We start from the raw sequence: 14,080 nt of genomic DNA on the forward strand, positions 1-14,080 counted from the left end.
GCTCATGACTGCCTCCAAAAAGCAGTCTTGAATCAAGCTGCGATCAATTCGTCAACCAATTCGTCCACGCCGCCTAGTTGGTTATCCGAACGAGTTTTCACGTCGAATCCGAGGCGGGAAATAAATGACCATTGTTATTTTGCGTAGTCTTGCTACCTTCATATTCATGACCATTCTCAAGGCGCCAAACAAGGAGCAGGGTTTTCTGAACGGGCAGTTCCTGCTTGCCATGCCCGGAATGAGCGACGAGCGTTTTGCCCGGTCGGTGGTCTATATTTGTGCGCATTCCGATGAAGGCGCGATGGGCTTCATCATCAATCAGCTTCAGCCGGTCGAATTTCCAGACCTCCTGCGTCAGATCGGGGTCATCGATGAGGATGAACTGATTATTCTGCCGGATCGCGCGCAGCATATGATGGTACGCAATGGCGGGCCTGTGGACCGTACGCGTGGCTTCGTGTTGCATTCCGATGATTACATGGTTGATTCCACAATGCCGGTTTCGGAGGAAGTCTGCCTCACAGCAACGGTCGATATTCTGCGCGCCATTTACGGGGGCAGGGGGCCGTCACGCGCGCTGATGGCGCTAGGCTATTCCGGCTGGGCGCCGGGCCAGATCGAGGTGGAACTTGCCGAGAATGGCTGGCTAACCTGCGACGCGCCGCTCGACATGCTGTTCGACAGCGATATAGAGGGCAAATATTCGCGCCTGATGCTCCATATGGGCATCGATATGTCCCGGCTTGTTTCCGATGCAGGGCATGCTTGAGAGCAGGATTAAGGCAATAGGGCAGTAAGGCAATATGTTTAAATTGCGTACGGCCGAAACGGCCATATTTTCCTACTGCCCTAATCAGGCCGCTGCAGCGTTGAGCTGTTCACGGATCATGCGGGTTGCTTCGTCGCGGCTCGTCGGCTGGCCGAACATGAAGCTCTGCACATATTCGCAACCCATCTGACGAAGCTGAAGCGCATCGCTTTCGCTCTCCACACCTTCGGTCACGACAGCAAGACCAAGATCATGCGCCATGCTCACAATTGAACGCAGCAGGGTGGCTTTCTGCGGCTGGTCGCCCTTCACGAACGACCGGTCGATCTTGATGATGTCGAACGGGAAGCGCGTGAGATATGCCAGTGAGGAATAGCCGGTTCCGAAATCGTCAAGCGACAAGCCGATGCCCATCGCTTTAAGGCGGGCCAGAACGTGCGTGGACTGTTCCGGATTTTCCATGAGGACGGATTCAGTCAGTTCAAGCTTGAGGCTGCCCGGATTGAGATGAATGCGCGAAAGCACCGAGCGGACATCGTTGATGAGGTCCTGACGGATGAGCTGTGTAGATGACAGATTGACCGAAACGAAAAGGTCGAGCTTCGGGAATTGTTCCTGCCATGCGAACAGATCTTCTGCAGCCCGTTGCATCGCAAACAGGCCAAGCTGGATGATAAGGCCGGAATTCTCGGCAATCGGAATGAATTCCGAGGGCGAAATGGCGCCGCGCCGTGGGTGTTCCCAGCGCATGAGCGCTTCGAAACCGGCAATCGTGCCCTCGTCGAGCTTGACGATGGGCTGATAGACAAGGCTGATCTCGTCACGTTCCAGCGCGCGTCGCAGATCGGATTCAAGCTGGAGCTTGTCGCTGCCGATAGCCCTGAAGGCAGGACGGAATGGCTCGATGCGGTCACCGCCGAAGCGCTTTGCCTGATACATGGCAAGTTCGGCGTCTTTCACGAAGTCTTCGGCGGTTGTTGCTGTCTTCGTCCAGGTAATCAGGCCGACGGACGCTGTCAGAACAATTTCGCGCTTTGCATAGGCAATTGGTGCACGGACGGCCTGACGCAGAGCCTCGGCAAAGGAGGCGATGCGTCCCGGATCGCTTTCAGAGGCGAGCAGCAGCCCGAACTGGTCGGAAGACAGGCGCGAGAGTGTATCCTGCGGCTTCATGAGGCGCGCCAGACGGCGCGAAATCGTCAGGAGGATCGTATCGCCCGCTGACATACCAAGGCTGTCGTTGACCTGTTTGAAGCGGTCTATGTCGATGATGAATACCGTCGGATGCAGATTGCTTTCACCACGCGCCATGTTCATGACATTGCTGAGACGGTCGAGGAACAGTTCGCGGTTTGGAAGGCCGGTCAGATTGTCGTGCACCGCATCGTGCAACAGGCGTTCTTCGGCCTTTTTCTGTTCCGTTACATTGACCAGCGTGCCGACACAACGCACCACTTCGCCATCTGAACCAATGACGGGGCGTGCACGAAGCGCATACCAGTGATAGTGGCCATCATTGGCACGGAGCCGGAAAATCTGACCGATACGTCCACGCCGGTTTTCCAAAATGGCATCAAGCGTCGAGCGGAAGCGGTCGCGGTCATCGGCGTGCATGGCGGGAAGCCAGTTGCGCACCGGGCCTTGCAGGCTGTTGGCCGTATTGCCAAGATAATTGGCGATGTCGGGCGTCGTCACCACGCGGTCGCGCGGTACGTCCCAATCCCATACGATATCCCCCGCACCGATGACGGCGAGAGCCTGTCGCTCCATGTCGGACAGAAGGCCCTGTTGCAGCGCTCCGCCAGCGAAGGCATGCTGCATGACTGTAAAGCCGATCAGAAGAACGATCAGGACAAGACCACCACCAAGGGCAGGTTGCACGATATCATTATCGAGCCTGCCGGAAACCGTCATCCAGGCACCTAGAAGCCATATGAGGGTAAGAAGCCAGGCTGGTATCAGCATGACGGCGCGATCATACCCTTTGACCGCCAGATAGCCGATAATAGCGACACCGGACACAACGGTAAGTGCCAGCGAAATACGCGCAATACCGGAAGCCACGGGCGGATCGAAGACGGCAACCCCTGCAAGTGCCAGCAGACCCAGAACCCATGTTACCGCGCCGTAGCTGAAATGATCGTGCCAGCGGTTGAGATTGAGATAGGTGAACAGGAAAATCACAAGCGAGGCGGCAAGTGCCACCTCGGTGCCCGCGCGCCAGATTTGCTCATTGCCCGGCGTTATCTCCATCAGCTTGTTCCAGAAGCCGAAATCGACGCAGATATAGGCCAGAACCGCCCATGCAAGCGCGGCGGTTGCAGGGAACAGCGAAGTGCCCTTGACGACGAAAAGGATGGTCAGAAACAGCGCCAGCAGGCCGGAAATGCCAAGCAGAATACCGCGATAAAGCGTGTAGGAATTGACCGCATCCTTGTAGGCTTCCGGCTCCCAGAGATAGAGCTGGGGCAGGTTGTGCGAAGACAGTTCGGCCACGAAGGTGACAACGCTGCCCGGATTGAGCGTAATGCGGAAAACGTCTGCATCGGCGCTTGGCTGGCGGTCGAGGGCAAAGCCCTCGCTTGGTGTGATCGATGCAATACGCGGGGAGCCAAGATCGGGCCAAATGACGCCGGAGCCGACAAGACGGAAATGCGGAGCCACAATCAGGCGGTCAATCTGCTCGTCGGTGGGGTTTGCAATCGAGAAAGCGGCCCAGTCGCCGGATGCCTTGCTGTTCTGATCGGCCTGCACTTCGATACGGCGCACAATGCCGTCAGGACCCGGTGCAGTCGATACCTGCACGCTCTCGCCCTTGTTGCGCAGAAGTTCGACAGCGCGAGACAGGTCGAGGGCAGTATCTTCCTTGGAAATCTTGATCGGTTCAATGGCCGATGCCTGGACGACCGAAACGGTCAGAAAAACCATGAGCGCGAGAAATCGCGCACCAGCAACAAACCACTTATCCGCAAAACCCGTCACGAGCGTCCAACCTTGCCATTGATCATGCGGCTATCCGTCATACGTTTGTCGCTTTCTATAAGGGCAAAAAGCAGGTGATCCTGCCAGAAGCCGTTTATCTTGAGATAGGAACGCAGCAGTCCTTCTCTCTCAAATCCGGCTTTTTCGAGAAGCCGTATCGAACGCTCGTTATGAGGGATACAGGCTGCTTCAATCCGGTGCAACCGGAGTTGGTCGAATGCGAAGGGGATAACCAGCGATAGGGCCTCGGTCATATAACCCTTGCCGGCGTAAGGTTCGCCGCTCCAGTAGCCGATCATGCCGTTCTGGCCGACGCCACGCCGGATATTGCCGAGCGTAATGCCGCCGACGAGCTTGTTGTCGCTATTGCGGAACACGAAAAATGGATAGCCGGTTCCAGCCGATATTTCGTCCTGAAAACGGCGCATCCGATGGCGGAAGGCGCTCTTGGTGAGGTCGTCGTCGGGCCATGTTGGCTCCCACGGGGCAAGAAAGGCGCGGCTCTGTTCCCGCAGACTGGCCCAACTCGCAAAATCGCTCATCATCGGCTCACGCAGATAAATGCGCTGGCCACGCAAGACGGTCGGATTGCTTCTACGGAAGGGCAGGCCGATCATGACGGGATAAGGCAATATGGCAGTAAGTCAGTAAGGCAATAGGGAAGGGTGGACGTATTCGCCGAGCTAAACATACTGACCTACTCCCCTACTCCCCTACTCCCCTAATGCCCTATTGCCTCAATTATACAGCGATCTTCCTCGCATGCGCGCTGGTCGAAAGTGCATCCGATAGCCCGTCGAAGCTCATCAGTCGCCCAACCGGGCCGACACCGGCGATGGTGGGCTTGCTGTCGAGGAACAGGCGTCCTGCCAGATCGGTCAACCGTTCTGGCGTAATCAGCGAAAGACGATCCATCAGCTCGCTGTTCTCGACAGGGCGACCATAGAGCAGGAACTGGCGCGCGACCTGTCCTGCACGGCTTGCAGCGCTCTCCTGTGACATGAGAAGGCTTGCACGATACTGTGCGCGGGCGCGGTCCACTTCTTCGAGGCTGATGGAGTCAGCTGCCTTATGCAGTTCATCGATGAGGACGGGAACCAGTTCGACCAGCTCATCGCGACCCGTTGCAGCGTGGATGCCGAACAAACCGGTATCCGAGAAGCCCCAATGGAAGGCATAGACCGAATAGCAGAGGCCGCGTTTCTCGCGCACTTCCTGGAAGAGGCGTGAGGACATGCCGCCGCCGAGGACCATGGAGAGAAGCTGCGAGGCATAGAAATCGCGCACATGGTAGGCACGGCCTTCGAAGCCGATCAGAACCTGTGCATCCATGAGTTCGCGATTTTCACGGAAATCACCGCCAACATAGTGAGCAAGGTCAAGGGTCGGCGCTGTATTGTGGGCGCGGAAACCGCCGAGGCGTTTTTCGACTTCCTTCACGAATGCATCGTGATCGACACCGCCCGCAGCCGTCACGACCATGCGGTCGGCGCTATACTGCTCGTCCATATACTGGCGCAGATCGGCGGAGGTAAAAGACATCACTGTCTCAGGTTCGCCGAGAATGGCGCGTCCGATCGGTTGATGGCGGTAGGCTGTTTCCGTGAAACGGTCGAAAACAATATCGTCGGGCGTGTCGTGTGCCGCGCCGATCTCCTGCATGATGACCTGTTTCTCGCGTTCCAGCTCAGCTTCGTCGAACTTGGACGCGGTCAGGATATCGGAGAGAATGTCGATAGCCAGCGGCACGTCATTGCGCAGAACACGCGCATAATAGGATGTGGTTTCGACGCTGGTGGCGGCATTGATCTCGCCGCCGACATTTTCAATATCCGATGCTATTTGCCAGGCAGTGCGGTTTTCGGTTCCCTTGAATGCCATATGCTCAAGAAGATGAGCAATGCCATGCCTGTCGGCAGCTTCGTTTCGCGCACCGGCCTTGACCCAGATTCCAAGCGCCACGCTTTCCACGTGGGACATTGTATCGGTGGCTATCGTCAATCCATTGGAAAGACGCGTTACTTCAACACCCATAAGCAAACTGCTCCCTGCATTCCCGCTCTGGTTCTCGTCTCGGAGCCGGTCTTTTTAAGCTCTCGAATGGCGGCGAACGTATTCTTCCACGATTTTCAGGTCGTTGTGAAGAACTGTGAAGCTTTCTTTTCGTTCCATCAAGTCTGAAAGCCATGCCGGAAGCTGCGGTTCGACACCGCTTGCAGCCTTTACAGCATCAGGGAATTTGGCCGGATGTGCGGTTGCTAGAACAACCATCGGCGCTGTATTGGACACATTTTCGCGAGCGACCTTCAGGCCAATTGCCGAATGCGGATCAAGCAGATAGCCGTCCGCCTCAAGCACGGATTTGATCGTTTCCGCGGTCTCATCGACCGTCGAGCGGCCCGCAGAAAATTCGCTGCGGATCGCCGAGAGCGGCTTTTCGGAGATCGAGAAGCCGCCCGACTGTTTCAGGCTGTCCATCAGGCCGCGCAGTGCTGCTGCATCGCGTCCATGTGCTTCGAACAGGAGGCGCTCGAAGTTCGAGGAAATCTGGATATCCATCGACGGCGATGTCGTCTGTGCAACGCCGCGCATTTCATACGCGCCGGTTTCCAGCGTGCGTGAGAGAATGTCGTTATCGTTGGTGGCGATAATCAGCTGGTCGATGGGGAGACCCATGCGCTTGGCGACGTAGCCCGCGAAAATATCGCCGAAATTGCCCGTTGGTACGGTGAAAGATACCGCGCGATCCGGCGCGCCGAGGCTCAGCGCCGCCGTAAAGTAATAGACGACCTGCGGCATGATGCGCGCCCAGTTGATCGAGTTTACACCCGAAAGCGACAGCGCATCGCGAAACTGTAGGTCGTTGAACATGCCTTTCACAAGGTTCTGGCAGTCGTCGAAATTGCCTTCGATGGAAAGGGCATGAACGTTGGAGAAGCCGGACGATGTCATCTGACGCTGCTGCACCGGCGATACGCGACCGTTCGGGAACAGGATAAAGATGTCGGTATTGTCGCGACCGCCGAAGGCTTCAATGGCTGCACCACCCGTGTCGCCCGATGTGGCGCCGACGATAGTTGCGCGTTCGCCGCGTTGTGCCAGCACATAGTCCATCATGCGAGCGAGAAGCTGCATGGCGACGTCCTTGAAGGCAAGCGTCGGGCCGTGGAAAAGCTCAAGCACGAATTCATTAGCGCCGGTTTGAACCAGTGGGCAGACCGCATCGTGACGGAAAGTACCGTAAGCTTCATGCACCATACGGCGGAAATCCGAATGCGGAATTTCGCCATCGACAAATGGAGTGAGCACGGCCAGCGCGATATCCACATAGGATTTTCCGCGCAGGTCGCGGATCTGTTCTGGTGAAAACTGAGGATAATCCTGTGGCAGATAGAGACCGCCATCCCGGGCTAGACCGGCGAGCAATGCATCGCTGAACCCCAGGACCGGCGCTTCCCCACGCGTGCTTACATATTTCATTTCTTGGGCCTTCATTTCAGATCGGCGCGGTTTTGAGCCGGGTAATGCAATAGAGCCTCCCTAAAAAAGCCGCAAGGTTTTAAAGCATGTTGACGCGTATGGGGTTGCTCTCCGGAGCAAAAAACGGGAAAACGTCATCGCGCTACACACATGCGTGATGTAGAAGACAGGTCGATCAGTGCAGGGAAGCCCGGTTTATGCAAACAGCACCACAGAATCGTTCATCGTTGTTTCCAGTCTTTGCAACGGTTTTGCTCGCAGCCCTCGCAGGCTGCACAACCAGTGGCACCGACAAGGCTGCCGACGGAGGCTCAGGTTCTTCCTTGACCACTCCCGCCGCTACCGGCGACCAGCGCATCAAGGAATCCGAGCTGCGCGCTTTCTGCCCTTCGGTTTCGCTGCGTGACGGCACAGCCTTCTTCAATACGTATGAGAAGGGCGGTGACAAGGATCCCGCGCGTGTGATCTATCAAGCCGCCCTGACAGATACGACCCGCGCCTGTCAGCATGGCGCAGGGACCATGACGATTGACGTCGCTGCTGCCGGCAAGGTCGTACCTGGACCAAAATACAAGAGCGGCACCATCACCATGCCAATCCGTGTTGCCGTCCGCCAGGGCGATCAGGTTATCTATTCCAAGCTGCACAAGCAGGCGGTTACGATAGCCAATGGAGATACCGCTACACAGTTCGTCTTCAATGACAAGACGATCACCGTGCCGATGGCGGACAAGAACAATATCCAGATTTTCGTAGGGTTCGATGAAGGTCCTTACAACACGAAATAATGAATTGCCGTCAGGCGCATGATCATGAAATCGTTCTTTTAGTTATAATGCGCGGAAAGATATTTCCGCGCATTATTTAATTTTGGTTTTTCCATTTAATAGTATTCGGCTTGAAGTTTTGCTCAGTGGGCCGACAAAAACTTACAGAGTGCATGCTTGGCACGTTGAATGCCATGGTCATTAGAGACTGTTAGAAACGCAACCTTTTACGATATCAATATAACAGGTATGATTTTCTTGATCCTGGCTTCGAATAATTTTGCGGTTAAGTATCGATGAACAAGGGTGCTGCATTTTCAAAAACGTTTCGTGGCAGTGCACGTAGCTCGGACGCCTCATATGGAAGATGTTTAAAGTAAGTGGTCGTCAATTGGGCAACGGTTTCTGCCTGCGCACGATCACGTTGACGCTTAACTGGTTCACGATCTCCCCTTTGGGAGATCCAGAATTTATGAGCGGCAAAAATACGTGGGTCCGGAGCGACTATACGCAAAGGCTCGCCCTTTTCATCAATCGCAATTGCCTCGAAGGGTGGCGAATTTTCGAGCCAATCAAGCCCTTCGATCGCAGCAGCAACAAGTTCATCTTCACCGTTACCAATGCTTTCACGGCTTTCCCTCCAAATGGGTTTGGCTGGAGGTTTGATTAAGTCAACCAAATATCCCTCTCGGTTTGCGGCGCGATAGCTGGAACGTGTACGTTCAAAAGATTTATCGACTTTCTTCAGGAGGCCGAGGAGTGAGTTATTCTTTATGTCGTCATCTACGACCATTTTGAGAGAACGACGCGCATCCATGAGCAGATCGATATCGTCAGTGGCAGTGATGCCTGGATCCACAAACACACCGGCGATTGCTTCGTAAGCAAATATCGCATTAGTACCAACGATCCGAATCCCGGCACCAAGCAAACCAGCATTGTCGACGGCTCGAATAATCCGAGCCGTAAGATGAGGTACGCGGCCAAGCCGTAGTGCGCGATTAACAGCTGTCTGGCGTTCCATTTGAGATTTGCGCGCGCTCAAGACCTCTTGCGCGGCTTGACGAGCTGCATCCCATTTGACTTTTATCGCCTCAGTTTCTGGTGAGCGGCGACCTTCCACCTTTTGACGTCTGACTCCGGCAGAATTATAATAGCTGCGCATCAAATGTTCGGTTCCGCCAACACTATGCCAAACTAATGAACCACGGAAGCTTTTGACCGTTGCAGATGCTTGCTGAAAGGCTTCATAGCGTTGATCGGAGTTAACCTTTTCACGCCTCTGATCATTATTTAATTCTATAAAATCAATCATATCAACATAACCGACATAATTTACAACAAACTGTTGCAGACGCAGACTATGCAAATTTAATCAACGTTGCAACAGTTTCGATTGATAATATTATTATGTGTTGATCATATTGAAATTAATGTTCTTTTTTAGATTAAACGACTATCTGCCGTCAGATGAACGAGTGGTTCAGCCGCAAGCACGAAGATGTATGGCGCCGGTAGCGATCCGTTTGCGGAAAACAAGACAGAAGTGCAGCAAAACCGTCGCTGAAAAGTTTGATTGCGCCAATGCTTGTGAATAAATGCAGATCGATAAAATTCGAATTAAATGCGACTGCCTGCGTGAAATGAATGGCAACAGGTTTGCGCTAGTGTGGTCTCATGAAACAGAAATATGAACGCATTCTTGAACCGACGGACACCTGGGCGATCTTCGATACGTCTACTGGCGAGCCCGTCATCATGGGAACCCGTATGCTGATCGGCCTCTCTGAGAGCGAAGCCGAAGAGCTTCTGGCCATTCTCAATGCTCCGCCCAAGGGGCGCAACAAGCAATCCGCCGCCTGACAAAAGCCAGGCGTCGGATTATCTCGTTCAGGCATCAGTCCAGATGGACAGGGCTTCGATAACGCTCGGCAAATCTTTGTGGCGATGGATGACGGTTTCCGCACCGGCATCGGTCAGCTTGTCGGCATGGCCGGGATAGGTGTGAGCACCGCCCGTAAAGCCGATCACACGCATTCCAGCGGCGCGAGCGCCCTGAATGCCATGCGCGGAATCTTCAATCACGATGACATCTTTCGGATCGACGCCGAATTGCTTGGCTGCATAAAGGAACACGTCTGGAGCAGGCTTGGTCTTTTTGGTGCCGACTTCCTTCGCTGAGAAGATATTGGGCGCGAACAATTCATAAAGACCGACACGCTTCAGCATGCTTTCCAATCGATGGCTGGTCGAATTGGAACAGATGCACTTCGGCAGCTTCAGCGCCGATACAACTTCCACGATGTCCTCAACCGCCTGAACTTCGTTCTTGAGCTTCTCGTCCAGAATCTTTTCGGATTTGTCGAGAAGCGATGCCGAAAGCGGAATCCCTGCTTCGCGCTCCACGGTGAGGAGAATATCCTGCCACGTCAGACCGGCAAAACGTTCAGCCATTTCATCTGCGGCGATCTGATAACCGGCTTCGGTTAGAAGCGTGGATTCGACTTCCGCTGCGATAATTTCGGAATCCACCAAAACGCCATCGCAATCGAAAATAATGAGGGACGGTGCCGCCATGATCATAGCCTTTTATTGGGAGGAGTGGGCACCGGCAGCAGCCGGAAACACCGCGATTGAGCTACACCTTTATGGCGAAGTCGTCAAATCGCGGCTGGTTCGGGTTCAGACCTCACCGGAAACTTCACGCCGCCGTCGGTCCAGCTCCTCGCTGTAGCGACGCAGGGTGTGCGCTTCACTGAGAAGACCGAGCACCTTACGCTCCTGTGCGTTGTTTACCACGGCCAGAGCTTCGCTTTCTGCCCGGTCGAAACGGGCGACGGCTTCCTTGGCGTTCATCTGGGGCAGCAGGAACTCGTCCTGATATTTGAGAAGCTCGCTGATGCTGTGTTCGCCGTCGGATGTGTCGAAGCTGTCGGCATAGACCTCTGGAACCGGGATCATGCCGACATAGCGTCCATCGGCATCGACCGCGATGACGCGCTGGGTCGAGCCAAGAGGGAAATCGTGCCGGAAGGTTTCTATATCGGTATCGATCAGCACGGTTCGCACATCGTGACGCATCATCCGGTTTACGGTCAGATTGCGTATCCAGCCAATGTCGTGCGCGGACCGGATAGCCTCGCCGCGCAGGTGAAAGCGCCACGTTGCGAAGGAGTAACCGAAGGTCTTCCGCACCATCAGCGAGGACGAGACGACGGCTCCAAGAACGAGCATCGCGATAGGAAAGTCACCGGTCATTTCCAGCGCAAGAAAGGTCATGGTCATCGGGCCGCCGACAACCGCCACGGCAAGAGAGCTCATGCCGATAACGGCATAGACCTCAGGTGCAAGTGCCAGGCCGGCAGGCAGCACCGCTCCGGCCACGGCGGCAAACAGCTTGCCCGTCAGCGCGCCGAGAAATAGCGATGCGAAGAACAGACCGCCGCGAAAACCTGCGCCAATGGAGACGGCAGAGGCAAGCGACTTGCTGAGGATCAGGAGCAGGAGCGCCGGAATAGTGATATTTGCATTGAGATCGAGATGCAGCGCCCCATGTCCTGAGGCCAGAACCTGAGGCGAAATGAAAGCGATCATGCCGACGACGGCCCCACCGATTGCTGGCGCCATAACATTCGGCACCACGCTGCGTCGAGCGACCTTCTCAACAAAGGTAACCCCGCGCATGATGAGGATGGCAATACCTGCCGAAAAGAAGCCGAGAACGAGCGCTGGCACGTAGTCGCGCGGGGTGATGTCGTTGATCTGACCGATATCGATGACAAAGGGCGCTCCGCCAATTGCCTGCGTCACCAGCGCACCGACGATCGCCGCCACGACGACAGGCGCCAGCGTGGCAATCGAATAGACGCCGATGATGAGTTCGAATGCATAGAATGCCCCAGTCAGCGGAGCATTGAAGGCGCTGGCAATAGCTGCCGCAGCGCCGCAGCCGACCAGTGTTCGCAAATCTGCACGACGAAGCTTGAGTGCCCGACCGATACGGGATGCGAAACCGCTCGCAAGCTGCGTATAAGCGGCTTCAAGCCCGACCGATGCGCCGAAACCGTTCGAAATCAGGTTCTGTCCGACGAGGATGAAGCTGTCCGTCAGCGACAGGCGTCCGCCATGAAGTGCATTTGCTTCGATAGGGTCGACGATGGGCCGCTTGCGCCAGCGCGCGAGAACCCAGATCACGATCCCCATCAAGATGCCGCCCGCGAGCGGCGCGATATAAGCGCTGGGTTGCAATGATGCCGCCGAGCTCAGTTTTTCGCCGGGTTCAAGAGCGAAGATTGCCTGATGCATCCATTGGGAAATGCTGCCAATCGCGGCAACCATCAGCCCTGAAATGATGCCGATGACAGTGCCGGCGATAACGAGGCCTATTTCGCTGCCGCGAACCAGTGCACGCATGCGAAAGGGTACAAAGAGAACCCGCAAATACCGGTTATGCCGCAGTTCAGCGATATTCATCATAAAATACACCGGACAAGCGGGGCGGCGCGCATGTCCGCCACGCAAATTCAGAAGTTGACTGCCGATTATAGGCAAAAAGGGATAACCAAGCCTTATCAAGGGCAAGAAGTTAAAGTTACAATTGCATAGCGATCGCGGCGTTAAGATGACAGGTGGCAAAATGTCGAGGGTCAATTGACCATGAAAAGCCCGGAACTGCGGACTTTCCACCTCGTTTAAGAAAAGATTTACGATTTCAATCACTTGGCGTTAACTGCATATTTACCCTACCCGGTAACCATAAGGACAAGTTTTTTGCGTCCACAGGTAATCGAGTATCCCATGTCTCTTGTACGTCTTGCACATGAGTTGCCCATTGAGGCTCCGCGTACCGCCTGGCTTGACTCCATCATCAAAGGTGATTGCGTCGCGGCTCTGGAACGCCTGCCGGATCATTCCGTGGACGTCATTTTTGCCGATCCTCCCTATAATCTCCAGCTTGGCGGCGATTTGCATCGCCCTGACCAGTCGATGGTCAGCGCAGTTGACGATCACTGGGATCAGTTCGAGAGCTTTCAGGCCTATGATGCCTTCACGCGTGCATGGCTTATGGCCTGCCGTCGTGTCCTGAAGCCGAATGGCACCATCTGGGTCATCGGCTCCTACCACAATATTTTCCGGGTCGGTTCGCAATTGCAGGATCTCGGCTTCTGGCTCCTGAATGATGTCATCTGGCGCAAGACGAACCCGATGCCGAATTTCCGCGGTCGTCGTTTCCAGAATGCTCATGAAACGCTGATCTGGGCTTCGCGTGATCAGAAGGGCAAAGGCTATACCTTCAATTATGAAGCGATGAAGGCCGCCAATGACGACGTACAGATGCGCTCGGACTGGCTGTTCCCTATCTGCACGGGTTCTGAACGCCTGAAAGACGAAAATGGCGACAAGGTTCATCCAACCCAGAAGCCGGAAGCATTACTTGCTCGCATCATGATGGCCTCCAGCAAGCCGGGTGACGTCATTCTTGATCCGTTCTTCGGTTCTGGAACGACGGGTGCGGTTGCCAAGCGCCTCGGACGCCACTTCGTCGGTATCGAGCGCGAACAGAGCTATATCGATGCAGCGACGGCCCGTATCGACGCTGTTGAACCGCTCGGCAAAGCCGAACTGACGGTGATGACGGGCAAACGGGCCGAACCGCGTGTCGCGTTCACCAGCGTCCTCGAAGCGGGGCTTCTTCGTCCCGGCACGGTGCTTTGTGATGAACGTCGCCGTTTTGCTGCCATTGTTCGCGCGGATGGTACGCTGGCTGCCAACGGTGAAGCGGGTTCGATCCATCGTATCGGTGCAAAGGTTCAGGGCTTTGATGCCTGCAATGGATGGACTTTCTGGCACTACGAGGAAAACGGCGCGTTGAAGCCAATTGATGCCTTGCGCAAGGTCATTCGCGACCAGATGGCAGTTGCAGGCGCTTAAAGCGCATCCTGAAAAGTGCGAAGCGGTTTTCGGATAAGATGCGCAAACGATTAGTTATCGGACGGCCTCCAGCATAGTCTGATAGTGAGGCGCTCGAAGCATTGGCTTCGGGCGCCTTCGCTATTTTAGATCTGGAGCATTTCCTGTTTTG

The 14,080-nt window shown here is 55.2% G+C and carries 11 protein-coding genes; 4 read left to right on the plus strand and 7 right to left on the minus strand.

Annotated elements, in window-relative coordinates; translation table 11 throughout:
• Window positions 1-166 precede the first annotated feature (166 nt).
• Window positions 167-769: a YqgE/AlgH family protein gene (locus tag KWJ32_RS21240; RefSeq protein ID WP_029925498.1), complete on the plus strand. Its 603-nt coding sequence runs from the start codon at window positions 167-169 to the stop codon at window positions 767-769.
• Between the two features lie 84 nt (window positions 770-853).
• Here KWJ32_RS21240 and pdeA read toward each other — a convergent pair whose 3' ends face one another.
• The 4 genes from pdeA to thrC all read right to left on the minus strand — a co-directional run bounded on the left by pdeA (window position 854) and on the right by thrC (window position 7,231).
• A complete protein-coding gene (pdeA, locus tag KWJ32_RS21245; RefSeq protein WP_012090857.1) occupies window positions 854-3,751 on the minus strand; it encodes a phosphodiesterase PdeA in 2,898 nt (965 codons plus the stop codon).
• A complete protein-coding gene (locus tag KWJ32_RS21250; protein WP_012090858.1) occupies window positions 3,748-4,368 on the minus strand; it encodes a GNAT family protein in 621 nt (206 codons plus the stop codon). Before KWJ32_RS21250 ends, pdeA begins: the two co-directional genes overlap by 4 nt.
• A gap of 124 nt (window positions 4,369-4,492) precedes the next feature.
• Window positions 4,493-5,785, minus strand: coding sequence for a pitrilysin family protein (locus tag KWJ32_RS21255; protein WP_012090859.1), 1,293 nt, complete (start codon window positions 5,783-5,785; stop codon window positions 4,493-4,495).
• Window positions 5,786-5,839: 54 nt separating this feature from the next.
• On the minus strand, window positions 5,840-7,231 hold the full coding sequence (gene thrC / locus KWJ32_RS21260; RefSeq protein WP_040129755.1) for a threonine synthase: 1,392 nt from the start codon (window positions 7,229-7,231) through the stop codon (window positions 5,840-5,842).
• Between the two features lie 197 nt (window positions 7,232-7,428).
• On the opposite strand from thrC, the gene KWJ32_RS21265 reads away from it, so the two are divergent.
• Entirely contained in the window at window positions 7,429-8,019 is a 591-nt protein-coding gene (locus KWJ32_RS21265) for a hypothetical protein (protein ID WP_012090861.1), read from the plus strand.
• 265 nt (window positions 8,020-8,284) lie between these two features.
• Here the strand turns inward: KWJ32_RS21265 and KWJ32_RS21270 are convergent, their stop codons facing one another.
• Entirely contained in the window at window positions 8,285-9,367 is a 1,083-nt protein-coding gene (locus KWJ32_RS21270) for a nucleotidyltransferase domain-containing protein (RefSeq protein ID WP_235822996.1), read from the minus strand.
• 308 nt (window positions 9,368-9,675) lie between these two features.
• Here KWJ32_RS21270 and KWJ32_RS21275 point away from each other — a divergent pair, with 308 nt between their 5' ends.
• On the plus strand, window positions 9,676-9,861 hold the full coding sequence (locus KWJ32_RS21275; RefSeq protein ID WP_012090863.1) for a hypothetical protein: 186 nt from the start codon (window positions 9,676-9,678) through the stop codon (window positions 9,859-9,861).
• A gap of 27 nt (window positions 9,862-9,888) precedes the next feature.
• Here the strand turns inward: KWJ32_RS21275 and KWJ32_RS21280 are convergent, their stop codons facing one another.
• Complete coding sequence (locus KWJ32_RS21280; protein WP_040130235.1) at window positions 9,889-10,575, minus strand: HAD family phosphatase; 687 nt, start codon at window positions 10,573-10,575, stop codon at window positions 9,889-9,891.
• 105 nt (window positions 10,576-10,680) lie between these two features.
• Window positions 10,681-12,471, minus strand: a complete 1,791-nt coding sequence (locus tag KWJ32_RS21285) for a chloride channel protein (protein ID WP_040130233.1) — start codon at window positions 12,469-12,471, stop codon at window positions 10,681-10,683.
• Between the two features lie 324 nt (window positions 12,472-12,795).
• On the opposite strand from KWJ32_RS21285, the gene KWJ32_RS21290 reads away from it, so the two are divergent.
• A complete protein-coding gene (locus KWJ32_RS21290; RefSeq protein ID WP_012090866.1) occupies window positions 12,796-13,929 on the plus strand; it encodes a site-specific DNA-methyltransferase in 1,134 nt (377 codons plus the stop codon).
• Window positions 13,930-14,080 lie beyond the last annotated feature (151 nt).

The organism is Ochrobactrum sp. BTU2 (genome assembly GCF_024539785.1).
Lineage (GTDB): Bacteria > Pseudomonadota > Alphaproteobacteria > Rhizobiales > Rhizobiaceae > Brucella > Brucella anthropi.